Genomic DNA, 22,818 nt, shown 5'->3' on the forward strand with positions numbered 1-22,818 from the left:
TGGTCAGCCGCCCGCGTGGGCGCCCAGTTCCTTCGCGGCCTCCGTGAGGTCCTTCGCGGTGTCGATGGCCCGCCAGTAGGCCCCGTGCGGCAGCGGGAACCCGGCCAGCCGGCGTTCCCGGGCCAGCCGGGGGAAGGTCGTCCGCTCGTGGTCGCCGCGGTCCGGCAGCATCGAGGTGAACGCGGGCGCGAAGACGTACACGCCCGCGTTGATCAGATACGGCGACGGCGGCGATTCGATGAAGTCGGTGATGTGACCGAACGCGTCGGTCTCCACGGCGCCCCACGGGATCCGCGGACGGGCGAGCGCCAGCGTCGCGGTGGCGTCACGCTCGGCGTGGAACGCGGCCATCTCCCGCAGCGAGAAGCGCGTCCAGATGTCGCCGTTGGTCGCGTACCAGGGCTCCGACGGATGGGGCAGCCTCGCCGCGGCATGCCTGAGACCGCCGCCCCGGCCCAAGGGCTCGGTCTCGACGACGGTCGTGACGCGCAACGGAAGATCGGCCGAGACCAGCCACTCCTGCAGCACATCGGCAAGATGGCCGCACGAGATCACGGCGTCGGTGACGCCCTCGGCGGCCAGCCAGGACAGCTGATGGCCGATGATCGGGGTCCCGGTGCCCGGGATCTCGACCATCGGCTTGGGGCGGTCATCGGTGTACGGGCGCAGCCGCGAGCCCTGACCACCCGCCAGGATCACGGCCTGCGTCGGATACGTATGCATGCCAGGCACGATATGCCGTGCCCGGGCCCCCCCGGCTCAGCTGAACTGGGCGACGCCCGAGGCGAACGAGGTGTCGCAGACGGGACGGGAGAAGCGGTGGGCACGCGTCGGGCCGTACTGGTCGACCGCGGCCTTGCCGAGCGCCTTGGCGATCGACATGCAGTGCTTCGCCAGGGAGGGCCGCCCCTCGACGGTGCGCTGGAGGCTCGTCAGCGCGACACCCGGATCCTTCTCCCGGAGCTCCAGCAGGAGCTTGTCCCGCAGGACGTCATGAGGGGCCCGGGCCTTCGCCTGCTTGGCTACGGTCTCCGAGGCGGCGGTCAGCAGCTGGGTCTCGGTGTCCTGCCCCGACCACTGCACGCGGGTGACCGCGAGGGTCCCGGACAGAACCATGACGACGGGCAGTACGAGAGCTAGGGTTCGGCCGATTCGGCGCGCGGTGTGGGTCACGCAGGCGAGCGTAGCGGTCGGTGATGACTTGGCGACATTTCGTCACCCCTGCGGGGGATGGTTCGAGAGGCCTTTTCGAATCAAACGTTGACGTGCTGGGATGAATTGACCGCTGTGCCAGGGTATTTGACCCCATGGGAGACCAAACCCGAATCCGTCCCGCGACACGCGAACGGCCCCGTGTCCTCGAAGGGACGCGGGGCCGTGTCGCAGGATCGGACGGATCAGGCGGTCAGGCGCTCACCGGTCGACGTGGCGAAGACGTGCAGCTCGTCCGGACGAGGCACGACGTGGAGCTCGGTGCCCTTCTCCGGAACGGCGCGGCCGCCGACGCGGACGACCAGGTCCTTGTGCTCGCCACCGACCTGCGCGGCACCGTAGACGAAGCCGTCGGCGCCGAGCTCCTCGACGACGTTGACGGAGACGGCCAGACCGGCCGGGGCGTCGGAGGAGGCCTTGGAGAGACCGGTCGCGGCGGCGCCACCGTGCTCGACGATGTCGAAGTGCTCCGGGCGGATGCCGACCGTGACGGTGGTGTCACCGCGGTTCGCGGCGGCGGTGAGCGCCTCGCGGGAGACCGGGACGACGCTGTTGCCGAACTTCACACCGCCGTCGGTGATCGGGACCTCGACGAGGTTCATCGCGGGGGAGCCGATGAAGCCGGCGACGAAGAGGTTCGCCGGGCGGTCGTACATGTTGCGCGGCGAGTCGACCTGCTGGAGCAGACCGTCCTTGAGGACCGCGACGCGGTCGCCCATGGTGAGGGCCTCGACCTGGTCGTGGGTGACGTACACGGTGGTGATGCCGAGGCGGCGCTGCAGCGAGGCGATCTGCGTACGGGTCGACACACGGAGCTTGGCGTCGAGGTTCGACAGCGGCTCGTCCATGAGGAAGACCTGCGGCTCACGCACGATCGCGCGGCCCATTGCCACACGCTGACGCTGACCACCGGAGAGCGCCTTCGGCTTGCGGTCGAGGTAGTCGGTGAGGTCCAGCATCTTGGCGGCCTCTTCGACCTTCGCCCGGATCTCGGTCTTGTTCACACCGGCGATCTTGAGGGCGAAGCCCATGTTGTCCGCGACGGACATGTGCGGGTAGAGCGCGTAGTTCTGGAACACCATGGCGATGTCCCGGTCCTTCGGGGGCAGGTGCGTGACGTCGCGGTCACCGATGCGGATCGCGCCGCCGTTGACGTCCTCGAGACCCGCGAGCATGCGCAGGGAGGTCGACTTGCCACAACCGGAAGGACCGACGAGGACGAGGAACTCGCCGTCCTCGATGTCGATCTCGAGCTGGTCCACAGCCGGCTTCGTGGAGCCGGGGTAGACGCGGGACGCCTTGTCGAACGTGACACTGGCCATGGCGATTCTTCTCCTCCACCGGCAGGAACGTGCCGGACGATCCGAGTAAGGGAGTGGTGTGGTCCACTGGAGTGAACCTGAGGTGACGCTACCTGGCGTTTTCGGATCTGTCAGTAGTCCGAGGTTCCGAATATCGAGCGGGTTCCGGTCCCGGCGTTGGTTACACTGCTCTCGCACGCCTCCTTAGCTCAGTCCGGCCAGAGCAACGCACTTGTAATGCGTAGGTCATCGGTTCGAATCCGATAGGGGGCTCAGCGGAAAGCCCAGCTCAGATGCACTCTGAGCTGGGCTTTCCTTTGCTCGGTGGACGGGTCGGTCAGCGGGTCGGTGGCATGGGCGGGCGCGGGTCGCGCGGTCGCCGGGTGTCTCAGGTGCCGGGAGATCCGTCCTCGTCGCCGGGGGCCCGGTCGAAGTCCTCCTCCGCCCGCCGCTGGATCTCGTCGGCGTCCGCCAGGAGCCGGTCGACCCGTTCCGCGCCGCCGGGTACGGGCGGGGGCACGTCGGTGAGGGTGTCGTACAGGTAGAGGCACGCCTCCGTCTCGGTGCCGAAGCGCGCGATGATGCTGTCCTGGCCCCGCTGGCGCAGAAGCACGGGCCACGCGCCCCCCTCGGGACGCAGGACGTAGTAGGCGTCCAGCTGCACGGGGACGCCGTGGACGCCAGGAATGTCGTACAGCGCGTCCGGGACTCCCTCACGGCGGAGGCGCTCGGTGAGTGCTGTCCTGTCCATCGCGCTGTTTCCCTTCTCCAACAGCCCGGGCGGGCCCCGGCCGTGCCGGAACCCGCCCGGGAGAGTGCGGTCGCGATCAGTTCAGTGCTTCGAGCTTCTGGGCGGTGACCAGTTCCGAGACCCGCTTGTCCGTCATGTACTGGATCCCCAGACCGGGCTGGCCGAACCACGGCCGGATGCGGCCGGCCTGCACGGTGAACGCTTCCTTGACCTTGTACAGGTGGTAGCTGTACGGGTAGTCGTCGGTGTACCTGACGAGGTTGCTCGGCGGGATGGCGCGCTTGGCGTACGGCGTTCCGGCGGGGGCGAGGAAGTTGCCGCGCCCGCTGCCGAAGAGGTCGACCAGCTGCCCCACACGGAGGGTCAGAGCCTTCTGTACCGGGTTGCCCGCGCGGTCGAGGACGAAGCCGTCGTGGTCCGGATACCACCAACCGGACTCGCCGTTCGTCGGGTCGGTCTGCCAGTAGCAGCCGAGGAACCAGTACGCCGATGTCGGGCCCGTGCGGTGGTAGCCCCGCAGCATCGTGCCGATGGCGCCGGTCCTCGGGAGCACCTGGGGGCCGAGCCGCCAGTCGTCGAGGTAGTACTGCTCCAGCGCCGGGGCGGGCGCTCCGTTCATACCTCGGGTTCTGCCGTCGGTCGGGCAGTGGGCTCCCGGGCGGCCCTTGTCGCCGTTGTCGGCGTGGGCGGCCGTCGGTGACAGCCCGACGAGGAGGAGCAGCGAGGCGATCGCGCTCCAGACGATGTTCCGCAGCACCCGCATACAGGTGGTCCCTTCTCAGTGCCCGCGTCGGCCGGAGAGCGCGGGTGTCGAGGTCGCGCGAGGGCGCTCCGAGGAGCGCCGCCATGTGGTGACGCCCAGTCAAGTGCGCTGCCACGCATGAGAGGGGACCGCGATCCGCGGCGTCACCCGCACGGCGCCGCGGGTTCTCCTGATCGGCCTAGAGCCGTGGTTCGGATCAGGCCGGGTCAGGGAGCGGCGCGAGGGAACGCGAACCCGGCGTGATCGGGACGGGAGGCCCCGAGCAGCCTGTGCCTGGCCGGGTGCGGGGAGCCGTCCGGGGTCAGTGGCGCCCGGAGACGCGGTCCGCCAGTTTCGCGAGACGGTCGGTGCCGAGGTGCGGTGACGCCGCCTCCCGGCGGTCCGCCGTGCGGTAGGCGGCGTAGAGGGCGTGGACGCCGAGCCAGCGGAGGGGTTCGGGTTCCCAGCGGCGGACCTTGTGGTTGACCCAGGGCAGGGCGGTCAGGTCGGTGGGGCCCGCCTGGCCGGAGTCCTGCTGGATCAGGTCGCGCAGGGTACGGGCCGCGAGGTTGGCGGTGGCGACGCCTGAGCCGACGTAGCCGCCGGCCCAGCCGAGGCCGGTGCTGCGGTCCAGAGTGACGGTGGCGCACCAGTCGCGGGGGACACCGAGCACGCCGGACCAGGCGTGGTCGATGCGAGCGCCCGCGGTGCTGGGGAAGAAGCGGACGAGCAGGTCGCGCAGGGCCTCGATCGTGGCGGGCTGCGTGCGGGCCGTTCCGTTGACGTGGGCGGCGGCCGAGCCGTAGCGGTAGGGGACGCCGCGGCCGCCGAGGGCGATGCGGTCGTCGGCGGTGCGCTGGGCGTACATGTAGGCGTGGGCCATGTCGCCGAGGGTTTCGCAGCCGTCCCAGCCGATGGTCTCCCAGAGGGACTTGGGCAGGGGCTCGGTGACGATCATGGAGGAGTTCATGGGGAGCCAGGTACGGCGGTGGTTCTTGAGGCTCGCGGTGTATCCCTCCGTGCAGCGCAGTACGTAGGGGGCGCGGACCGTGCCGTACGGGGTGACGGCGTGCTTGGGCTTGATCTCGGTGACGGGCGTCGACTCGTGGATCGTGACGCCGAGGGCCTCCACCGCGTCGGCGAGGCCCTTGACCAGTTTGGCGGGGTGCAGGCGCGCGCCGTGCGGGGTCCAGCTGGAGCCGACGGCTCCGGAGACGCGGATGCGTTCGGCGGTCTCGCGGGCGCCGCGCAGGACGCGGTCGGTCTCGCCGAAGGCGATCTCGACGGAGTGGAAGTCCTTGAGACGGGCGAGCTGGGAGGGGGTGTGGGCGACCTCCAGGACGCCCCCGTGGTGGATGTCGGCGTCGATGTTCTCCTCGCCGGCGACGCGTATCACCTCGCCGACGGTGTCGTTCATGGCGCGCTGGAGGCGGACCGCGGCGTCGTGGCCGTGCAGTTCGGCGTAGCGGTCGCGGCCGGCGACGCCGTTGTAGAGCCAGCCGCCGTTGCGTCCGGAGGCGCCGTAGCCGCAGAACTTGGCTTCCAGGACGGTGATGTTGAGGAAGGGGACGGCCTTCTTGAGGTAGTACGCCGTCCAGAGGCCGGTGTAGCCGCCGCCGACGATGCAGACGTCGGCGCCCGTGTCGCCGGGCAGGGGTTCGCGCGGGGCGGGTGTGCCTTCCTTCGCGTACCAGAAGGAGATGCCGCCGTTGACGGTACTGACGGTGTTCATGTGTCCCCTGCTTGTCCGTGTGCAGCCCAGTCGCTGGAGGGACGGTACCCCTAGGCTCGCGGTGTGATCGACGTACCGGATGACCTGGCCGTGAATCTGAGTGCCCACAGCGGTGCGGCGGGGCGGGCGTTCGCCGCCTCGTTGCCGGGGCTGGCCGCGAGATACCTGGACGAGTGGGGGCTGCGGCTCGACGGTGGCGCCATGAGCGGGATGTGTGCGCTGGTGCTCCCGGTGGTGCGGGAGGCGGATGGCCGCCGTGCGGCGCTGAAGCTCCAGTCGGTGGACGAGGAGACGGCGGGCGAGCCCGTGGCGCTACGGGTCTGGGGAGTGGCGGGCGCGGGGGCTGTGGGCCTTCTCGAGCACGACGCGGCGACCGGGGCGATGCTGCTGGAACGGCTCGACGAGCAGCGCCCGTTGACCGGGGTGGGGGATGCGCGGTCGGCGGTGCGGGTGCTCGCGGATTCGTTGGCACGGCTGGTCCGGGTGCCGGCTCCGCCGGGGATGCGGCGGCTGGAGGACGTGGCCGCACGGATGCTGGAGGCCGCGCCTGGGGCGGCTCCGGGTCTGGTGGACGAGGGCGAGCGCCGGTTGCTGCTGGACTGTGCGGCCGCCGTGCGTGAGGTGGCCGGGGAGCCGGGGGACCGCCTGCTGCACTGGGACCTGCACTACGACAACATCCTGGCCGGGTGCGCGGAGGAGGGCCGGGCGGGGGAGTGGGTCGCGCTGGATCCGAAGCCGCTCGCCGGTGATCCGGGGTTCGAGCTGTTCCCGGCGCTGCACAACAGGTTCGACGCGTCCGAGGTGCTGTGGAGGTTCGATCTGCTGGCCGGGGTGCTGGAACTGGAGCGGGAGAACGCACGGGCGTGGACGCTGGGGCGGGTGCTGCAGACCGGTCTGTGGGCTACCGGGGACGGCGAGCGGCGGCTGCCGGCGGAGCATGCGGAGATCGCCCGGCAGTTGCTGGGACGGGACTGAACGGCAGGGGGTCCGCCCGCCTGTCTAGGCTGCGTCCATGATCCGCGTAGCCACTCTTGAAGATGTCCCTGCCGTCCACGCCATGGTCCGTGAGCTCGCCGAGTACGAGAAGGCGCTCGACGAGGCGAACGCCACCGTCGAGCAGTTGCGTGAGGCCCTGTTCGGCGAGCGGCCCGCCGCGTACGCGCACGTCGCGGTGTCGGACGACGACGGCGAAGTGGTCGGGTTCGCGCTGTGGTTCCTCAACTTCTCGACGTGGCGCGGGGTGCACGGCGTGTATCTGGAGGACCTGTACGTGCGTCCCGAGCGGCGCGGCGGAGGCTACGGCAAGGCGCTGCTGAGGGAGCTGGCGCGCATCTGTGTGGAGCGCGGGTACGGGCGCCTGGAGTGGTCGGTGCTGGACTGGAACGCCCCGTCCATCGCGTTCTACGAGTCGCTGGGCGCGCGTCCCCAGAGCGAGTGGACGGTGTACCGGCTCCATGGCGGGGCGCTGGCGGAGCTCGGAGCGGTCTGAGGGGACGGTGAGCCGGCCTCGGGTCATGGAGTTCCCGCCGGGCGGGGGACGTCCGGTGCCGTGCCGCCGAGGAGCCGGATCGCGAGGACCGCGGCTTCGATGCCGCTGTTGAACGCGACCTCGCTGAGGAGTCCCGGGGCGGCGACCTGGTCGCCGGCGAGCAGGATCCCGTCGCCGCGGTCGACGGCGGGCCGGTCGCGCCAGGTCGTGCCGGGCCTGTCGACGGCTCCGGTGCGGCCGGACGCGAGTGCTTCGCGGCGCCAGGTGGTGCGGTCGCGCCAGCCGGGGAAGCCGAGGTCGAGCAGGTCCTCGGCGCGGCGGAGGGCGTCGGCGCGCGGTGTGCCGGGGGCGAGGGGGATCTGGGCCTGGATGAGCTGTTCGCCCGATGGGGTGAGGGTCGGGTCCTGGGCGGTGAACCGTTCGACCCAGCCGGGGGCGTCGAGGTCACAGACGATGAAGGGGTCGCCCCGCCGGGTCCTCAGGGCCAGGTCGAGCAGAGCGGTCCGGCCGCTGTCCCAGGTCAGGGTGGGGTCCTCCAGCAGAGCGCGGGCGGAGTCCAGGTGGGTGGCGACGATCACCGGCCCGCTCCGCCGGAGCGCGGCCAGGTCGTGGGGGCCGACGCGTTCGGCGGTCTCGATGCGTACGCCGAGGTTCCAGGCGTGGGTGGCCATCCGGTCGACGAGCTGGGTCCAGCCGCCGACGGGGTAGCGGGCCTCGGGCGGCAGTGCGGTCGCGCGGCGCAGCCGTTCCTGGACGAAGGCGGCGGAGAGCGAACCGGGATCGTGGTGGAAGAGGGCCACGCCCATGTAGTGGGCCGCCGCGCGGGCGCCCTCCTCGCCGACCTGTCCGGTGGCCCAGCTGAGGAAGTCGGTCTCGACGGGGGCCCGGCGGTGGCCGCGGCGGGCGAGGCGGAGCAGGGCGAGCGGCGGGGTCCTGCGCAGGGCGCCGTCCCGTCGGAAGAGGAAGCGGGTGCCTTCGAGGGGCGGGACGGAGGCGATCGGGCCGAGGAGCCCCCGCTGTGCGAGCCAGGTCCAGTGCGGTCCGCGGTGGTAGAGGGCGTGTGGCCCCTCGTTGGTGAGGTAGGGGCCTTCAGCGGTCCTGGCCCGTCCCCCGAGGGTGTGGTGGGCCTCGTGGAGGGTCACCGGAACCCGGGATTCGGCGGCGGTGACGGCGGCGGCCAGTCCGGCGAGTCCGCCGCCGATGATGTGGATGCGCTGCATGGCTGGGTCTCCTCGCGGTGGGCGCTTCTGTACGGAGGACGGTTCGGCCGGTCGATTCTGTGACATCGGGGCGGCGGCCGTGTCGGGATGGCTGTCAGTGGTGTGCGTCACGATGGGGGGCATGGCACGTACAGGCAACAGGAGCAGCAGGAGCGCGAGCGCGCAGGGCGGGGTGGACCGGGCGCGGCTGCCGGAGGTCCGGCTGCCGTCACTCGCGCCGTACGGAGCGGAGGGGCTGGAGCCCGACGGGGACTACGACGGGGTGCTGTTCGAGGAGACGGATCTGGCGGACGCGTCGGGCCCCGGAGCGCGGTTCCTGGACTGCGAGCTGCGCGGTTGCGCTCTGGACCGCGCGGAGCTGACGCGGTCCAGGTTCATCGACTCGGTGCTGAAGGGCGTCCGGGGTGTGGGTACCGATCTGGCGGGGGCGTCGCTGCGGGACGTCGAGGTCCTGGACGCACGGCTCGGCGGGGTGCAGCTGCACGGTGCCGTGCTGGAGCGGGTGCTGGTGCGGGGCGGGAAGATCGACTATCTGAATCTGCGCAAGGCGCGGCTGAAGGACGTCGTGTTCGAGGGGTGTGTGCTCTCGGAGCCGGATTTCGGGGAGGCGCAGCTGGTGCGGGTGGAGTTCCGGGACTGTGTGCTCAAGCGCGCGGACTTCAGTGCCGTGCGGATGGAGTCCGTCGATCTGCGCACGGTCGCCGAGCTGGACATCGCGCGGGGCGTGGAGCGTTTGGCGGGTGCGGTGATCAGCCCGTCCCAGCTCATGGAGCTGGCTCCGGCGTTCGCGGCGCAGATCGGGGTGCGGGTGGAGGCGTGAGCGCGGGCCCGCTCAGAGGCGGGGGAAGCGGGCCTGGAGGTCCCAGACGACGGGGTTGTCGGCGAGACCTTCGTGCATGTCGGCCAGATCGGCGATCAGGTCGTGCAGGAAATCGCGGGCCTCGCGGCGCAGCAGGGAGTGACTGAAGGTGAGCGGGGGCTCGTCGCCGGGCATCCAGTCGGCCTCGACGTCCACCCAGCCGAAGCGTCGCTCGAAGAGCATGCGGTCGGACGATTCGGTGAAGTCGAGCTCGGCGTACTGCTGACGGTGCGAGCGGTTGCCCCTGGGGTCGCGGTCGATCTGTTCGACGATGTCGCAGAGTGCCCAGGCGAAGTCGAGCACGGGTACCCATCCCCAGGCTGTGGACACTTCCCGGTCGGCCTTGGTGTCGGCGAGGTAGACGTCCCCGGAGAACAGGTCGTGCCGCAGGGCGCGGACGTCCGCGCGGCGGTAGTCGGTCTGCGGGGGGTCCGGGAAGCGCCGGGAGAGGGAGTAGCCGATGTCGAGCACGGTCCGATGGTGTCATGCCGCGTGGACGTCCCGCGCCGGGCTGCGGCCACGGGGCGTGACCCGGCCGTGCCGCGTGAACGCGCCCCCTCCGCCCGGTGGCGCCGGGTCACGGCAGCAGGCGTTGTTCCTTGGCGACGGAGACCGCTCCCGCCCGGGTGTCGACACCGAGCTTCTCGTAGATCCGGCTCAGGTGGGTCTTGACGGTGGCCTCGCTGATGAAGAGGGCTCGTGCGATGTCACGGTTGCCGAGGCCCTGTGACAGCTGGCCCAGGATGTCGAGTTCGCGTTCGGTCAGGGTGGGGCCGGGGCTGCGCATCCGGGCCATGACGCGGCTGGCGACCGGCGGTGAGAGCGTGGTGCGGCCCTGGGCGGCGGCGCGGATCGCGGCGAAGAGTTCTTCCGGGCGTTCGGCCTTCAGCAGGTAGCCGGTGGCCCCCGCCCCGATGGCGCGGGTGATGTCGGCGTCGGTGTCGTAGGTCGTGAGGACGAGCACGTTGGCGGTGCCGGTTCCGGCGGCTGAGATCCGGCGGGTGGCTTCGACGCCGTCGATGCCGGGGCCCAGCTGGAGGTCTATCAGGACGACGTCGGGGGTGAGCCTGGCGGCGAGTGCGACGGCCTCCTCGCCGGTGCCCGCCTCGCCCACGACCTCGATGTCGGGTTCGCCTCCGAGGAGGGCGAGCAGTCCGGCCCGTACGACGGCGTGGTCGTCGCAGAGCAGGATGCGTACGGGGCGTACGGGCGGGGTCATGCGCGTTCCTCCGAGGTCGGCGGGGCGGTCTGGGGCAGGGGTACGGCCGCGGACAGGACCGTGCCCTCGCCGGGCGCCGATTCGACGGTCAGGGTGCCGCCGAGCTGCTGCACCCGGGCCCGCATCGCTGGCAGCCCGTGGCCGCGTACGTCCTCGGGCGGGCGCGGAGCAGGCCGGTCCGGGCCGAAGCCCCGGCCGTCGTCGGCGATGTCGAGGACGATCCGGTCGTCGAGGTGGGTCAGGGTGAGCGCGGCGACGGTGGCCTCCGCGTGCTCGGTGACGTTCGCGAGGGCGCCCTGTGCGATCCGCAGCAGCGCCGACTGCACCCGGTCCGGGAGCGGGGCGGCCGGAGAGCCCTCCACATGGCAGCGGACGGTGAGGCTTCCGCCGGACCGTTCGGTCTCCCGGGTGGCGAGCGCGTGCAGCGCGGCCTCCAGCCCGCCGCCCTCCGCCAGGTCGGCGGGGGCGAGGTCGTGCACGAAGCGGCGGGCCTCGGCGAGATTGCGCTCCGCGATGCCGGTCGCGGTCAGGACGTGTCGGCGTGCGGTGGCCGGGTCGGTGTCCCAGGAGCGGTCGGCGGCCTGGAGCAGCATCTGCTGGCTGGAGAGGCCCTGGGCCAGGGTGTCGTGGATCTCCATGGACAGTCGCTGACGTTCGGCGAGGGTCCCCTCGCGGCGTTCGGTGGCTGCCAGTTCCCGCCGGGTGCGCAGCAGGTCGTCGATCAGCTCACGCTGACGTACGGAAAGGTCGCGCTGGCGTACGGCCTGGCGCCGCATGTGGACGAAGACGGCGGTCGCGACGGCGGCGACGGCGGGCGGGGCCAGGACGAGATTCGGGTCGAAACCTGTGGCGAGCCGCAGCTGTGCGGCGACGACGAAGACGGTGAGCAGGGCGACGAGCGCCAGGGCGGCGCGCGGCGGCAGGATCCGCAGGCCCGTGTAGAAGAGCGGTACGGCGCACCACGCGAAGCTCGGCGCGAGGACGACCAGGACCATCCACACCACGACGAGGGCGCCGAGCCAGGTCAGACGGCGAGGTGTGGGCCGGGAGCCGAGCACGGGACCGAGGAGGTACAGCACGGCGAGCACGGCGGACAGGGCGATGATCCAGGGGGTGCGGGTCTCGCCGGGGTGCCGCATGAGGAAGCGCGCGAGCGAGGCGCCGAGCAGCAGGAAGAACGCGGCGTGCATGAGGAGGGCCAGCCACCGGGCGTCCGGGTCGTCCGCCCGGCCGGTCCGGTGTGCCGTGTCCGGCTCGGTTGCGTTCCGCCGCACCTCGTACCCCGTGCTCCCTCGATCGTGGCCGTGCCCCGCGCTGTCGCATCACCGGCCTGCGCGGTCACCTCATGGTCACCCCCGGGGGCCGCCCTCGCATCAACCGATCGGCTGACGGGACCGTCAGCCGGTGCGGGTGCGGCTTCCAGCCGGTACGTCGACCGTGCGGGCCCGGATCCGGCCGGAGGATCGGTAGCAGGAAGCCGGACGGTTCGAGACGGAGCCGCCACCAGCAGAGGAGACCCCCATGAAGAAGATGTCGCTGCGCACCCGAGTCCTGACCGGTGCCGTCGCCGCGGGCGCCTTGGGCGCCGGAACCTTCGGCGCGATGTCCGCGAACGCGTCCACCCCCGCCGCCGCGCCGGCCGCCGCCGTGAAGGCCGATGCCTCCGACCGGAATCTCCGGCAGTCCACGCACCTGACCGTCGCCGCCGCCACCAAGGCCGCACAGGCGGCCCTGGACGCCGCGAAGAAGGAGAACCAGCGGGTCTCGGTGGCCGTCGTCGACCGTGACGGCAACACCGTGGTCACCCTGCGCGGCGACGGCGCGGGCCCGCAGTCCCCCGAGTCCGCCGTGAAGAAGGCGTACACCGCCGTCTCCTGGAACGCGCCCACCTCCGAGCTGGCCAAGCGCCTGGAGCAGGCCCCGAACCTCGAGGACATCCCCGGCACCCTGTTCCTGGCGGGCGGCGCGCCCGTACAGGCCAAGGGCGCCCCGGTGGCAGGCGTCGGAGTCGCGGGCGCCCCGAGCGGCGACCTGGACGAGAAGTTCGCCGCGGCGGGCGTCGCCGCGCTCGGCCGCTGACGGCCGGCCCGGCGAGCGCGGCAGCCGTCCGCTCAGTCGCAGGCGAGTGCTTTGCGGGCGGCGGCGGTGAAGCGGTCCCATACCTGGGACTTGGGAAAGAAGGAGGCTGCGGCGCGTTCCTCCTCGGTCTCCGGGGAGGCCCATTCGAAGGTGAGGCTGTCCGCCGCGAAGTAGGTTTCCTTGCCGCCGCAGACGGCATGCTCGAATCCCCGCTCCTTCGCGGCGGGCAGCAGTGCGGGGTTCCGGATGATCGCGAGGCGGGCGAAGGGGCCGACGCGGGGAGCCGGTCCGCCCGAGGCGGACCGGCTCCCGGAGTGCGCTGGTGCTACTTGACGTTGACACCGGCCCAGGCGGCCTGGACGGCCGTCAGTTCGGCGGAGTCGGCCCCGAACAGGTCGGTGGCCGCCTTCTCGGTCGCCTCGCGGGCGCCCGCGTAGTCGGTGCTCGACGTCATGTAGACGGAGAGCGCCTTGTACCAGATCTGGTAGGCCTTCTGGCGGCCGATGCCCGTGACGGTGGAGCCGTCGGCGGTCGGGGAGTCGTAGTCGACGCCGTCGATGGTCTTGGCGCCGCTGCCCTCGGCCAGCAGGTAGAAGAAGTGGTTGGCGACGCCGGACGAGTAGTGCACGTCGAGGTCGCCGACGCCGGCGTCCCAGTAGTCCGCCGAGCCGCCGTCCTTGCTCGGCTTGTCCATGTAGCGCAGCGGGGTTCCGTCGCCGTTGATGTCGATCTTCTCGCCGATGAGGTAGTCCCCGGCGTCGGTGCTGTTGTCGGCGAAGAACTCGACCGAGGAGCCGAGGATGTCGCTGGTCGCCTCGTTGAGTCCGCCCGACTCGCCCGCGTAGTCGAGGTTGGCGGTGGCCGCGGTCAGGCCGTGGCTCATCTCGTGGCCCGCGACGTCGATCGCGGTGAGCGCGCTCTTGTCGTCGGCACCGTCGCCGTAGGTCATGCAGAAGCAGCTGTCGTCCCAGAAGGCGTTGACGTAGCCGGTGCCGAAGTGGACGCGGGAGTACGCGGCCTTGCCGTCCCCGGCTATGCCGTCGCGGCCCAGCTCGGACTTGTAGAAGTCCCAGGTCTTCGCCGCGCCGTAGTGGGCGTCGACGGCCGCGGTCTGGCGGTCGTCGCCGGTGCCGTCCCCCCAGGTGTCGTCGGCGTCGGTGACGAGGTCTCCGGTGCCGGTCTGGCCCTGGTTGAGGTCGTACGTCTTGTGGCCGCCCCGGTCGCCGTCGGTCAGCTCGAAGCCCGAACCGCCCTTGGTGGTCGAGAGCGTGACCTCACCGCTGTACTGGCTGTTCCCGGTGCCGGTCTCGACGGCCTCGAAGCTGTGCAGCTTCTTGCCGGTCGTGGCGTCCGTGATGGTGTGGACCCGGCTGGGCGTGCCGTCCTTCTGCACTCCGGTCTTCACGGTCTCGAAGGCGAGGGCGGGCTTGCCGTCGCCCGCCCAGACGACCTTGCGTGCGCTGGCCGCGGACTTCATCTCCGGCTGCGTCGACGGGACGGAGATGCGGGCGTCGGTGGCCTTGTCCACGCCCTTGGACCTGCCGTCGGCCGCGGTGTGGGTGACGAGGTCGCCGCCGAGGACCGGCAGTCCGGCGTAGGTGCGTTCGTAGCGGGTGTGCACGGTGCCGTCGGCGTCCTTGATCACATCACGGGCGATCAGTTTCTCCTGGCTTCCCAGCCCGAGGGACTCGGCGGCGGCCGAGGCGTCGGCCTGCGCGGTCCGCAGGGCGATGCCCCGTCGGCTCGCTGTGTTCACGCCGAGGGTGGTGGCTCCGGCGGTGGCGCGGGCGGAAGAGGCGTCGTCGCTCCTGGTGTTGGAGCCGGCCGAGGCTGTGCCTGTCTGGACGCCGACGACGACCATCGCGGCAACTGCGGTCAGGGCGGCGGCGCGACGGGTGTTCATGTGGGGGGTCATGCCTTCTCCGTTGCTCGTACCTGTGGGGGGTTACGAGCCGAGAGCGTGCCACCGAATGAACACTTTTGACGGAGTGCCGACAATTACCTCACAAGTTTTTGACCAGTTCTTGTCCGACTGAGGCGCTCTTGTGTCCGCTATGTGACGCGGACGCGCGGGAGCCCCCGTCCGACCGAAGTCGGACGGGGGCTCCCGTGAAAAGCCGTTACGTCAGAGGTTGACGCCGAAGTCCTGGGCGATGCCGCGCAGGCCCGAGGCGTAACCCTGGCCGACCGCGCGGAACTTCCACTCGGCGCCGTTGCGGTAGAGCTCGCCGAAGACCATGGCGGTCTCGGTCGCGGCGTCCTCGCTCAGGTCGTAGCGGGCGATCTCGGTGCCGCCGGCCTGGTTGATGATGCGGATGAAGGCGTTCCGCACCTGGCCGAAGTTCTGGCTGCGGGCCTCGGCGTCGTAGATGGAGACCGGGAAGACGATCTTGTCGATGTCCGCCGGAAGGCCCGCGAGGTTGACGTTGATCTGCTCGTCGTCGCCCTCGCCCTGGCCCGTGACGTTGTCACCGGTGTGGACGATGGTCTGGTCCGGCGTCGCCTTGTTGTTGAAGAAGACGAAGTGGCCGTCGGAGTAGACCTTGCCGGCGGTGTTGACGGCGATCGCCGAGGCGTCGAGGTCGAAGTCGGTGCCGGTGGTGGTGCGGACGTCCCAGCCGAGGCCGACCGTGACGGCGGTCAGGCCCGGGGCCTCCTTGGTGAGCGAGACGTTGCCGCCCTTGGACAGGCTTACAGCCATGGGAAGTCCCTTTCCTCGTCGTGTGCGGGCTTCGTGCCATCACGAAAGCTACCGTCACCCGTCCTAACGCAGACAAGAGACCACGAGGTTCCTGCTCGCTTTACTTTCTTTGCCGAACTTCTGGCCGAACGCTCGCAAAACAAGGTGACGGGCGGGTCGCACTCCGGGGAACATGGGTGTCATGTCCGGGCCCTATGTCATCCGCGGTTCGGTCTCCCTTCCGGAGGCCGAACTCATGTGGCGTTTCTCGCGGTCCTCGGGGCCCGGCGGGCAGCACGTCAACACCAGCGACTCCCAGGTGGAGCTCCGCTTCGATCTCGCGGCCACCGAGTCGCTCCCCGAGGTCTGGAAGGCCCGCGCGCTCGAACGCCTCGCGAGCCGGCTGGTGGGCGGGGTCGTGTCCGTGCGTGCCTCGGAGCACCGCTCCCAGTGGCGCAACCGGGAGACGGCCGCCGTGCGGCTCGCCGCGCTCCTGGCGGAGGCCACGGCGCCGCCGCCCAAGCCGCGCCTCAAGAAGAAGATCCCGCGCGGCATCAACGAGCGCCGGCTGCGGGAGAAGAAGCAGCGGGGGGACACGAAGCGCGGGCGTTCCGGCCGCGACTGGTAGGAGGCGCGGGGTCCCGCCCCGGCCGCCGCGCCGGTCAGCCCAGCTGCCGGTAGCGGCCCTTGAAGTAGGCCAGGGGCTCGCCGTCCGCACTCGGCAGTGACGCCGTCAGTACCCGGCCGATCACCAGCGTGTGGTCACCGGCGAGGACGCGCTGCTCCGTGCGGCACTCGAGGGTGGCCAGCGCCCCGCCCACCAGGGGCGCTCCCGCGATCTCGCCCCGTATGTACGGGATGTCCTCGAACAGCAGCCGGTCGCTGATCCGGCCCTTCATGGCGAACCGCCCGGCGATGTGCCGTTGGCTCTCCGCGAGTACCGACACCGCCCACAGGGGCTGCTCGGCCAGCAGGTCGTCCATCCGTGAGTCGTTGCGCAGGCTCACCATGACGAGCGGCGGGTCCAGCGAGACCGACATGAAGGCGGTCGCCGTCATCCCGACGTCCTCGCCCCGGCCGTGCGCGTCGAGCGGCGGCTCCTGGGCGGTGATCAGCACCACGCCTGCGGCCAGGCGGGAGAGGGCGGCGCGGAATTCGTCGTTGGTCACCCCTTCAGCATGGGGGACGGCTTGCGGGCGCGGGGCGGGGGAGGTCTTCTGCGGCACACGGGCACGCTAGTGCCGCCGGACGGGCCGCCGCATCGGGCCGAGGGACCAGCGGGGTCCTAGGACTCCGGAACGATGTGCGTTCGGGAAGGGATGTGCGTTCGGGAACAACGGTGGTCCCCGCAGGCGCATAGGCAACCCTTACCATTTGCTGTGACTTGAGTCACAGAGAGCAATATTTGTTGACCCTGTGTACCGGGTGCACAGCTCAGTGTGATTCAGTGGCCGTGACACTGCGATAAGTACGTCGATATGAAGCCTGGAGTTGCTGTCGAGGTCTCAGGGAGTGCGAGCGATGGAGGCCGAGTCGGAGCCGTACGTCCGTCTTGCGACGATGCGGCAGTTGCATCAGGCCGTCGCTGATCTCAACACGGCGCGAAGCCTGGCGGACACGCTGCAGTCCGTGGCCGACGGCATCGTCACCGGCCTCGGCTACGAACTGGGCTGCGTGAACCTCGTCCGCCCCGACGGCGATCTCGTCGTCGCCGCATTCGCCGGCAACAGCGCGGCGGAATCCCTGATCACCGGCCGTGTGGGGTCCCGCGAGTCCTGGGAGCGCAGGCTGTCGATGGGCGAGGCGTGGGACGAGCTCCGGTTCATACCCCACACCGAGGGCTGGGTGCTCCTCGACGACGACGTACCGCAGTGGCACACCGAGGGGCCTGAGCCCCGTTTCGAGGACGAGTGGCACCCCCTGGACCGTCTCTACGCCCCCATGTACGCCTCCGGCGGAGGTCTGGACCTCCTGGGGGTCATCTCGGTCGACAGGCCGCGCAACGGCCGCCGCCCCGGCGCCTGGGGCCGGGAGGCCCTCCAGATGTACGCCTCCCAGGCGGCGATTGCGATCAGTAACGCCAGGCTGCGAGCAAACATGCAACGCGCCCTGGTCAGGCTCGAACGCGAGCAGCAGGCACTCCGGGCCAGCGAGGAATCCTTCCGCCAGGCGTTCGAGTACGCCCCCAGTGGCATGGCCATCGCCGAGATGGGCGGTGACCAGCACGGCAGGCTGCTGCGCACCAACGACGCGCTCTGCCGGCTCATGGGCCGCCCCGCGTCCGTCCTGCGCCGCTACTCCTTCGCCGACCTGGTCCATCCCGAGGACATCGGCACCCTGCTCCGCACGTCCGCCGAGGGCGGGCGGGCCGAGCTGCGGCTCGGGCGCAGGGACGGCACCTACCTCTGGGTCTCGCTGCGCAACTCCGTCGTCGCCGACACCACCGACGGTCCGCGCTTCCTGCTCACGCACGTCGAGGACATCGAGGAGCGCAAGCGCAACGAGCTGCACCTCGCGCACCGCGCCTCGCACGACGCCCTCACCGGCCTGCCCAACAGTGCCGAACTGCGCTCCCGGCTCGGCGCGCGGCTGTGTGAGAGGCCTCACTCGGTCACCTCGTCCGCGATCGAGGCGCTGGACGCCGCCTACGGCGACGTCGAGAGCTCGATGCACGGTTACCGGGCGGACGGCTACGAGGGGGAGGTCGCGCCGGGCGTCGGCCCCTACGACCACCATGTGCACGTCGTGGCGCCCGACGCGGAGCGGGACGACGGGACCAAGGGGCTCGCCGTGCTCTTCTGCGACCTCGACGGCTTCAAGTCCATCAACGACCGCTTCGGACACCACGCGGGTGACGCGGTTCTCATCGAGGTCGCCCGCCGCCTCACCACCTGCGTACGGGACGGTGACACCGTCGCGCGGCTCGGGGGTGACGAATTCGTCGTCCTCGCGGACGGCCTCGGGGCGGCAGATGCCGCAGATCTGGCCGTACGCTTGCGTAACGCCATCATTCCGCCCATCCGGGTGGACGGCCGGGCAGTCAGGGTCGGGGCGAGTTTCGGTATCGGCTGGGCCGAGTGCGGCATGACCGAGGAAGAGGTCCTGCACTCCGCCGACCAGCGGATGTACGTGGAGAAGCGGTCCCGATCGAAGGTTCACCGTAGAGCCGGCTGACGTTCACGCCTTGGCTGTCCCCGTGCACCGCCCGGTTTTCCGGGGGACCGAGGGCAATTCGACGCTTGCTCCGTTCGGGGTAGGCTCGGCCGGTCGGCGACGGCTGGCGAAATGGTGAGGAGTGACCCAGGGATGACGGCCGGGAACAACGGCGCGAGCAAACCCGAGGACGACGATCCGTTCGGCTATCTGTACGAGGACGGCCGGGCGGCGGGAGCACAGCCGCCCGGGCAGGGTGGTTACGGCTACCCGGGTCCGGCGGCTCAGCCCGGCGTGCCCAGAACGTCGTACAACCAGGTGCGGACGGTCGGTGAGCGCCAGTACGGGCAGGTCCCGCCGCAGTACGGCCAGCAGCCCCAGCAGTACGGCGGCCCGAACCCGCAGTACGCGGCGCCGGAGACCTACCCCGGTGGTGCGGTCACCGCGCAGCACGGAGCGGTTCCGCACGGCGGCGGTGGCGGCAGGAACGCCGGCCCCGGCCGTGGCGGCCCGAACACGAAGGCGCTGCTGATCGCGGCCGTCGCCGTGGTCGCGGTGGTGCTCGTCGGGATCGGCGCGGCGCTGATGACGGGCGAGGACAGCGACGCCAAGAAGAACGACGCCGGTTCGTCGGCGGGTCCGGCCGACGAGGTCGAGGACTCCCCGAAGCCGGAGAAGTCCACGAAGCCGTCCGAGGAGCCCGTCGAGCTGCCCGAGCAGGACGCGGCGACGCTGACGCTCGGTGGCACGGCTTCCCTGGACAACACGGTCAAGGGCGCCAAGAGCGCCAACGGCCAGTACATCAGCCTCAACGAGGTCGGCCGGTCGGCCACCTGGACGGTCGATGTGCCGGAGAGCGGTCCGTACACGCTCTTCGTGACCTACGGCGTGCCGGGCAGGGACGCGAAGACGTCGCTCACGGTCAACGACGGGGACCCCCGGTCGATCAACATGGAGAACTTCGCGCACGCCGCGGAGGGCGACCTGGAGAAGGGCTGGACGAGGACGTACGCGTACGTCCAGCTCGAGAAGGGGTCGAACAAGCTGATGCTGTCGTGCAACGAGGGCGACTCCTGCGACGCGAACCTCGACCAGCTGTCGCTGAAGTCGGGCCAGACCAAGGGCTAGCCCTCCGCCGTCGTGGTCCGGTGTCCACTGCCACCGTCGTCCCGGTCGTCGCCCCGAGCGAGCCGGGACGACGTGTTTTCCGGGTCGGGTCTCAGGCGGCCGCCGCGTGCTGTTCGACGGTGACGCGGGTCAGCAGGTCCTCGTAGGCGGCGGGGTCGAACTCGCCGGCCGCCGGGGCCAGCACGGTCGCCGTCGACAGGGCCACCGCACGGGTCAGCCGGTCCTGCCAGCCCAGGCCCTCGGCGAGCGCGGACAGGAGTCCGGCCACGGCGGAGTCGCCCGCTCCCGTCGGGTTGCCCGTTACGGCGGACGGGGGCGCGGCCCGCCAGATGCCGTCGGGTGTGACGGCGAGGAGTCCCTCGGGGCCGAGTGACGTGACGACGCTGCGCGCGCCCCGGCGGCGGGCGTCGCGGGTGGCGCGCAGGGGTTCCCGGGCGCCGGTGAGCTGGGCGAGTTCGTCGGCGTTCGGCTTGACGAGGTCGGGGCGGGCGGCGATGCCGCGGCGCAGCGGTTCGCCGCCGGTGTCCAGGAGGGTGGGTACCCCCGCGGCCCGGGCGAGCCGGATCAGGTCCGCGTACGCGCCGACGTGTATGCCCGGCGGCAGGCTGCCGCAGAGGGCTACGGCGTCGGCTCCCGGGAGCAGTTCCCCGTAGGTCCGCAGGAAGGCCGTCCACTCGTCGCTGCCGATGTGCGGGCCGGGTTCGTTGAGCTGGGTGGTGTCCCCGGTGGAGCCGTCGACGACGGCGATGGTGCGGCGGGTGTTCCCCGCGACCGGGACCAGCGCGTCGGCGGGTCCGTGGGGGAGGGCGCCGAGCAGGTCGCGCAGGACGGCACCGGTGGCGCCGCCCGCGAAGCCGGTGACCACCGTGTCGTGCCCCAGTGCGGACAGCACCCGGGCGACGTTGAGGCCTTTGCCGCCGGGGCGTTCGGTGACGTCGCCGACGCGGTGGCTGGAGTGCGGGACGAGCGCGGGGACGGCGTAGGTCAGGTCGAGTGCGGTGTTCAGCGTGACGGTCAGTATCACCTGCACCGGCCCCCGGTTCCTTGGTCGTCCGTTCCTCGGCGCCGCTGTCTACGGCGCTGACCTGGCGATCATGCCAAAGAGGCGGCGGCCGTCCCAGGTGTGCGGGACAACCGCCGTCTCTTCGTTACGTGTTGAGCCGGGTGCCGGACGGTGGCGCACCGTCACCCGACACGGGGTTCGACGATCCACTCGCCGCGGCGCATGACGCCCTTGAGGGCGAAGTCCGCGTCCAGGACCACCAGGTCGGCGTCCTTGCCCGGGTCGAGCGAGCCGACCCTGTCGTACAGACCGAGGAGCCGGGCCGGGTTGGCGGAGATGGACCGGACGACGTCGTCGACGGGAATCCTGTCGACCGTCACGGCCCGGCGGAACGCGGTGTCCAGGGTGAGGGTGGAGCCGGCGATCGAGCCGCCCTCCACCAGGCGCGCGACGCCGTCCTTGACCTCGACGGCGAGCGGGCCGAGCTCGTAGTGGCCGTCGCCCGCACCGGCCGCGTCCATGGCGTCCGTGATCAGTGCGACCCGGTCGGCGCCCGCGTGGTGGTAGGCGAACTGCAGGGCGGCGGGGTGCAGATGCGTACCGTCGTTGATCAGTTCGACCGTGATCCGCTCGTCCTCCAGGAGGGCCGCGATCGGGCCCGGCGTGCGGTGTCCGAGGACGGGCATCGCGTTGTAGAGGTGCGTGGCGACGGTGGCGCCCGCGTCGATGGCCTCGACGGTCTGCTCGTACGTCGCGTCCGTGTGGCCGACGGCGGCGATCACTCCGTGCTCGGCGAGCAGCCGCACGGACTCGATGCCGCCGGGGAGTTCGGTGGCGAGGGTGACCATCCTCGCGCTGCCTCGGGCCGCGTCGAGCAGCTTGCGGACCTCGGAGGGGTCGGGGTCGCGGAGCAGGCCCTCGCTGTGGGCGCCCTTGCGGCACGGTGAGATGAAGGGGCCCTCGAAGTGGATCCCGGCGAGCTCGCTCTGCTCGACCAGCTCGGAGAGCATGCCGGCCTGGCGGGCCAGGAAGTCCATCTCGCCGGTGACGGTGGACGCGACCACGGTCGTCGTGCCGTGTTCGCGGTGTGCTCGCACCCCGGTCAGGACGTCCTCGGCGGTGCCGGTGGCGAAGGACGCGCCGCCGCCGCCGTGGTTGTGGATGTCCACGAATCCGGGGACCACCCAGTGGCCGGAGAGATCGACGGTCCGGGCGCCCTCCTGCGTGCTGCCGGCGATCCGGGTGCCCTCGACGATCACCCGGCCGTTCTCGACGGTCCCGGTGGGAAGCACCACGCGGGCACCTGCGAGAACCGTGCTGTCTGCGCGTCCGGCCATCAGGCGGAAACCTCCGTGGAGAGTAGATCCCAGGCGAGCAGCCCCGCGCCCAGGCATCCGGCGGTGTCCCCGAGGGCCGCCGGGACGATGTGGGGCAGCTTCTGGAACGTGACCCGTTCCTCGACGGCCGCACGCAGTGGTGTGAACAAGGTTTCCCCCGCCTCGGCGAGACCGCCACCGATGATGAGCGTGCGGGGGTCCAGCAGAGTGAGCGCGGTGACCAGTCCGGCGGCGAGCGCGTCGACGGCGTCCTGCCACACGCGCAGGGCCGCCGGGTCGCCCGAGGCGACCGCCTTCGCACAGTCGGCGGCGTCCGCGTCCGGGTCGCCCGACGCGGCGGCCCAGGCCCGGGAGACGGCGGCGGCCGAGGCGAGGGTCTCCAGACAGCCGCGCTGCCCGCAGCCGCAGTCGGGGCCGTCGGGGCGGACCACGATGTGGCCGATCTCGCCCGCGTAGCCGTGGGCTCCGGCCTCGATGGTGCCCGCGATGCCGATCGCGCCGGCGATCCCGGTGCCCAGGGGCACGAAGAGGAAGCGGTCCGCGCCGCGGCCGGCGCCGATCCGCCCCTCGGCGAGCCCCCCGGTCCGGACGTCGTGTCCGAGCGCGACGGGTATGCCGCCGAGCCGTTCACCGACCAGTTTCCGCAGGGGCAGGTCGCGCCAGCCCAGGTTGGCGGCGTACACGGCGATCCCGTGTTCCGCGTCGACGATGCCGGGCACGGCGACCCCCGCGGCGACCGCGCCCTCACCGAGGTGCTCCTCGCCGTAGGCGTACAGATCCGCTGCGAAGGCGAGGATCGTCTCCACGACGGCTTCGGCACCGCGGTTCCTGCCGGTGGCCCGGCGCGCCTCGTGGAGGAGGGCGCCGTCGGCCCCGACCAGAGCGGCCTTCATTCCTGTGCCGCCCACATCGA

23 protein-coding genes and 1 tRNA gene are annotated in these 22,818 nt (G+C 71.4%); 8 read left to right on the top strand and 16 right to left on the bottom strand.

Going from position 1 to position 22,818, the window contains the following annotated elements:
• Positions 1–3: 3 nt before the first annotated feature.
• The 3 genes from JOC24_RS00665 to JOC24_RS00675 all read right to left on the bottom strand — a co-directional run bounded on the left by JOC24_RS00665 (position 4) and on the right by JOC24_RS00675 (position 2,534).
• Complete coding sequence (locus tag JOC24_RS00665; RefSeq protein WP_205018105.1) at positions 4–723, bottom strand: nucleotidyltransferase family protein; 720 nt, start codon at positions 721–723, stop codon at positions 4–6.
• A gap of 36 nt (positions 724–759) precedes the next feature.
• Entirely contained in the window at positions 760–1,173 is a 414-nt protein-coding gene (locus JOC24_RS00670) for a hypothetical protein (RefSeq protein ID WP_205018106.1), read from the bottom strand.
• Positions 1,174–1,397: 224 nt separating this feature from the next.
• On the bottom strand, positions 1,398–2,534 hold the full coding sequence (locus JOC24_RS00675) for an ABC transporter ATP-binding protein (protein ID WP_073743645.1): 1,137 nt from the start codon (positions 2,532–2,534) through the stop codon (positions 1,398–1,400).
• A gap of 177 nt (positions 2,535–2,711) precedes the next feature.
• Between JOC24_RS00675 and JOC24_RS00680 the strand changes: the two genes are divergently transcribed.
• Positions 2,712–2,786: transfer RNA gene (locus JOC24_RS00680), tRNA-Thr, on the top strand.
• A gap of 115 nt (positions 2,787–2,901) precedes the next feature.
• Here JOC24_RS00680 and JOC24_RS00685 read toward each other — a convergent pair.
• The 3 genes from JOC24_RS00685 to JOC24_RS00695 form a co-directional block, all read right to left on the bottom strand.
• Positions 2,902–3,264: a hypothetical protein gene (locus JOC24_RS00685; protein ID WP_205018107.1), complete on the bottom strand. Its 363-nt coding sequence runs from the start codon at positions 3,262–3,264 to the stop codon at positions 2,902–2,904.
• Positions 3,265–3,340: 76 nt separating this feature from the next.
• A complete protein-coding gene (locus JOC24_RS00690; protein WP_205018108.1) occupies positions 3,341–4,027 on the bottom strand; it encodes a TNT domain-containing protein in 687 nt (228 codons plus the stop codon).
• 301 nt (positions 4,028–4,328) lie between these two features.
• Positions 4,329–5,738 (bottom strand): NAD(P)/FAD-dependent oxidoreductase, encoded by a 1,410-nt coding sequence (locus tag JOC24_RS00695; RefSeq protein WP_205018109.1) that lies wholly within the window; start codon positions 5,736–5,738, stop codon positions 4,329–4,331.
• Positions 5,739–5,801: 63 nt separating this feature from the next.
• Between JOC24_RS00695 and JOC24_RS00700 the strand changes: the two genes are divergently transcribed.
• Together JOC24_RS00700 and JOC24_RS00705 are read left to right on the top strand one after the other, a co-directional pair.
• Complete coding sequence (locus JOC24_RS00700) at positions 5,802–6,713, top strand: aminoglycoside phosphotransferase family protein (protein ID WP_205018110.1); 912 nt, start codon at positions 5,802–5,804, stop codon at positions 6,711–6,713.
• Positions 6,714–6,750: 37 nt separating this feature from the next.
• The gene (locus JOC24_RS00705) at positions 6,751–7,227 is read left to right on the top strand and encodes a GNAT family N-acetyltransferase (protein ID WP_205018111.1); all 477 of its coding nucleotides are present in this window, start codon (positions 6,751–6,753) and stop codon (positions 7,225–7,227) included.
• A 23-nt stretch (positions 7,228–7,250) separates the two neighbouring features.
• Here JOC24_RS00705 and JOC24_RS00710 read toward each other — a convergent pair whose 3' ends face one another.
• The gene (locus JOC24_RS00710) at positions 7,251–8,447 is read right to left on the bottom strand and encodes an FAD-dependent oxidoreductase (RefSeq protein ID WP_205018112.1); all 1,197 of its coding nucleotides are present in this window, start codon (positions 8,445–8,447) and stop codon (positions 7,251–7,253) included.
• A gap of 121 nt (positions 8,448–8,568) precedes the next feature.
• On the opposite strand from JOC24_RS00710, the gene JOC24_RS00715 reads away from it, so the two are divergent.
• Positions 8,569–9,267 (top strand): pentapeptide repeat-containing protein, encoded by a 699-nt coding sequence (locus tag JOC24_RS00715; RefSeq protein ID WP_205018113.1) that lies wholly within the window; start codon positions 8,569–8,571, stop codon positions 9,265–9,267.
• A 12-nt stretch (positions 9,268–9,279) separates the two neighbouring features.
• Here the strand turns inward: JOC24_RS00715 and JOC24_RS00720 are convergent, their stop codons facing one another.
• From JOC24_RS00720 to JOC24_RS00730, 3 genes are all read right to left on the bottom strand, one after another.
• Positions 9,280–9,777: a hypothetical protein gene (locus tag JOC24_RS00720; protein ID WP_031093423.1), complete on the bottom strand. Its 498-nt coding sequence runs from the start codon at positions 9,775–9,777 to the stop codon at positions 9,280–9,282.
• A gap of 106 nt (positions 9,778–9,883) precedes the next feature.
• Positions 9,884–10,525 carry a response regulator gene (locus tag JOC24_RS00725; RefSeq protein WP_205018114.1) on the bottom strand — a complete coding sequence of 214 codons (642 nt, stop codon included), beginning with the start codon at positions 10,523–10,525 and terminating at the stop codon, positions 9,884–9,886.
• Complete coding sequence (locus JOC24_RS00730; protein ID WP_205018115.1) at positions 10,522–11,799, bottom strand: sensor histidine kinase; 1,278 nt, start codon at positions 11,797–11,799, stop codon at positions 10,522–10,524. The genes JOC24_RS00725 and JOC24_RS00730 overlap by 4 nt, the downstream gene beginning before the upstream one ends.
• Positions 11,800–12,046: 247 nt before the next feature.
• On the opposite strand from JOC24_RS00730, the gene JOC24_RS00735 reads away from it, so the two are divergent.
• Entirely contained in the window at positions 12,047–12,604 is a 558-nt protein-coding gene (locus JOC24_RS00735; protein ID WP_205018116.1) for a GlcG/HbpS family heme-binding protein, read from the top strand.
• Positions 12,605–12,929: 325 nt separating this feature from the next.
• Here JOC24_RS00735 and JOC24_RS00740 read toward each other — a convergent pair whose 3' ends face one another.
• Both JOC24_RS00740 and JOC24_RS00745 read right to left on the bottom strand, forming a co-directional pair.
• Complete coding sequence (locus tag JOC24_RS00740) at positions 12,930–14,519, bottom strand: M4 family metallopeptidase (protein WP_205018117.1); 1,590 nt, start codon at positions 14,517–14,519, stop codon at positions 12,930–12,932.
• A gap of 210 nt (positions 14,520–14,729) precedes the next feature.
• A complete protein-coding gene (locus tag JOC24_RS00745) occupies positions 14,730–15,305 on the bottom strand; it encodes a TerD family protein (RefSeq protein WP_031093417.1) in 576 nt (191 codons plus the stop codon).
• A 172-nt stretch (positions 15,306–15,477) separates the two neighbouring features.
• Here JOC24_RS00745 and arfB point away from each other — a divergent pair, with 172 nt between their 5' ends.
• Positions 15,478–15,912, top strand: coding sequence for an alternative ribosome rescue aminoacyl-tRNA hydrolase ArfB (arfB, locus tag JOC24_RS00750; protein ID WP_205018118.1), 435 nt, complete (start codon positions 15,478–15,480; stop codon positions 15,910–15,912).
• A gap of 34 nt (positions 15,913–15,946) precedes the next feature.
• Here the strand turns inward: arfB and JOC24_RS00755 are convergent, their stop codons facing one another.
• A complete protein-coding gene (locus tag JOC24_RS00755; protein ID WP_205018119.1) occupies positions 15,947–16,453 on the bottom strand; it encodes a flavin reductase family protein in 507 nt (168 codons plus the stop codon).
• A 352-nt stretch (positions 16,454–16,805) separates the two neighbouring features.
• Here JOC24_RS00755 and cdgB point away from each other — a divergent pair, with 352 nt between their 5' ends.
• Positions 16,806–18,458, top strand: coding sequence for a diguanylate cyclase CdgB (cdgB, locus tag JOC24_RS00760; RefSeq protein ID WP_205018120.1), 1,653 nt, complete (start codon positions 16,806–16,808; stop codon positions 18,456–18,458).
• Positions 18,459–18,590: 132 nt separating this feature from the next.
• Positions 18,591–19,565: a carbohydrate-binding protein gene (locus JOC24_RS00765; protein ID WP_205018121.1), complete on the top strand. Its 975-nt coding sequence runs from the start codon at positions 18,591–18,593 to the stop codon at positions 19,563–19,565.
• 91 nt (positions 19,566–19,656) lie between these two features.
• On the opposite strand, the gene JOC24_RS00770 is transcribed toward JOC24_RS00765, so the two are convergent.
• The 3 genes from JOC24_RS00770 to JOC24_RS00780 form a co-directional block, all read right to left on the bottom strand.
• Positions 19,657–20,589 carry a 1-phosphofructokinase family hexose kinase gene (locus tag JOC24_RS00770; RefSeq protein ID WP_205018732.1) on the bottom strand — a complete coding sequence of 311 codons (933 nt, stop codon included), beginning with the start codon at positions 20,587–20,589 and terminating at the stop codon, positions 19,657–19,659.
• A 161-nt stretch (positions 20,590–20,750) separates the two neighbouring features.
• Entirely contained in the window at positions 20,751–21,905 is a 1,155-nt protein-coding gene (gene nagA, locus JOC24_RS00775; protein ID WP_205018122.1) for an N-acetylglucosamine-6-phosphate deacetylase, read from the bottom strand.
• Positions 21,905–22,798, bottom strand: coding sequence for an ROK family protein (locus JOC24_RS00780; protein ID WP_239579492.1), 894 nt, complete (start codon positions 22,796–22,798; stop codon positions 21,905–21,907). Before JOC24_RS00780 ends, nagA begins: the two co-directional genes overlap by 1 nt.
• Positions 22,799–22,818 lie beyond the last annotated feature (20 nt).

Origin of the sequence: Streptomyces sp. HB132 (assembly GCF_016909575.1) — a bacterium.
In the GTDB taxonomy this organism is placed as follows: Bacteria; Actinomycetota; Actinomycetes; order Streptomycetales; family Streptomycetaceae; genus Streptomyces.

Coding starts and splice junctions, on each gene's coding strand:
- arfB (WP_205018118.1), top strand. CDS start 15,478: ATGGGTGTCATGTCCGGGCCCTATGTCATCCGCGGTTCGGTCTCCCTT.
- JOC24_RS00765 (WP_205018121.1), top strand. CDS start 18,591: ATGACGGCCGGGAACAACGGCGCGAGCAAACCCGAGGACGACGATCCG.
- JOC24_RS00745 (WP_031093417.1), bottom strand. CDS start 15,305: ATGGCTGTAAGCCTGTCCAAGGGCGGCAACGTCTCGCTCACCAAGGAG.
- JOC24_RS00740 (WP_205018117.1), bottom strand. CDS start 14,519: ATGACCCCCCACATGAACACCCGTCGCGCCGCCGCCCTGACCGCAGTT.
- JOC24_RS00780 (WP_239579492.1), bottom strand. CDS start 22,798: ATGAAGGCCGCTCTGGTCGGGGCCGACGGCGCCCTCCTCCACGAGGCG.
- JOC24_RS00665 (WP_205018105.1), bottom strand. CDS start 723: ATGCATACGTATCCGACGCAGGCCGTGATCCTGGCGGGTGGTCAGGGC.
- JOC24_RS00715 (WP_205018113.1), top strand. CDS start 8,569: ATGGCACGTACAGGCAACAGGAGCAGCAGGAGCGCGAGCGCGCAGGGC.
- JOC24_RS00710 (WP_205018112.1), bottom strand. CDS start 8,447: ATGCAGCGCATCCACATCATCGGCGGCGGACTCGCCGGACTGGCCGCC.
- JOC24_RS00705 (WP_205018111.1), top strand. CDS start 6,751: ATGATCCGCGTAGCCACTCTTGAAGATGTCCCTGCCGTCCACGCCATG.
- JOC24_RS00725 (WP_205018114.1), bottom strand. CDS start 10,525: ATGACCCCGCCCGTACGCCCCGTACGCATCCTGCTCTGCGACGACCAC.
- JOC24_RS00685 (WP_205018107.1), bottom strand. CDS start 3,264: ATGGACAGGACAGCACTCACCGAGCGCCTCCGCCGTGAGGGAGTCCCG.
- nagA (WP_205018122.1), bottom strand. CDS start 21,905: ATGGCCGGACGCGCAGACAGCACGGTTCTCGCAGGTGCCCGCGTGGTG.
- JOC24_RS00690 (WP_205018108.1), bottom strand. CDS start 4,027: ATGCGGGTGCTGCGGAACATCGTCTGGAGCGCGATCGCCTCGCTGCTC.
- JOC24_RS00735 (WP_205018116.1), top strand. CDS start 12,047: ATGAAGAAGATGTCGCTGCGCACCCGAGTCCTGACCGGTGCCGTCGCC.
- JOC24_RS00695 (WP_205018109.1), bottom strand. CDS start 5,738: ATGAACACCGTCAGTACCGTCAACGGCGGCATCTCCTTCTGGTACGCG.
- JOC24_RS00675 (WP_073743645.1), bottom strand. CDS start 2,534: ATGGCCAGTGTCACGTTCGACAAGGCGTCCCGCGTCTACCCCGGCTCC.
- cdgB (WP_205018120.1), top strand. CDS start 16,806: ATGGAGGCCGAGTCGGAGCCGTACGTCCGTCTTGCGACGATGCGGCAG.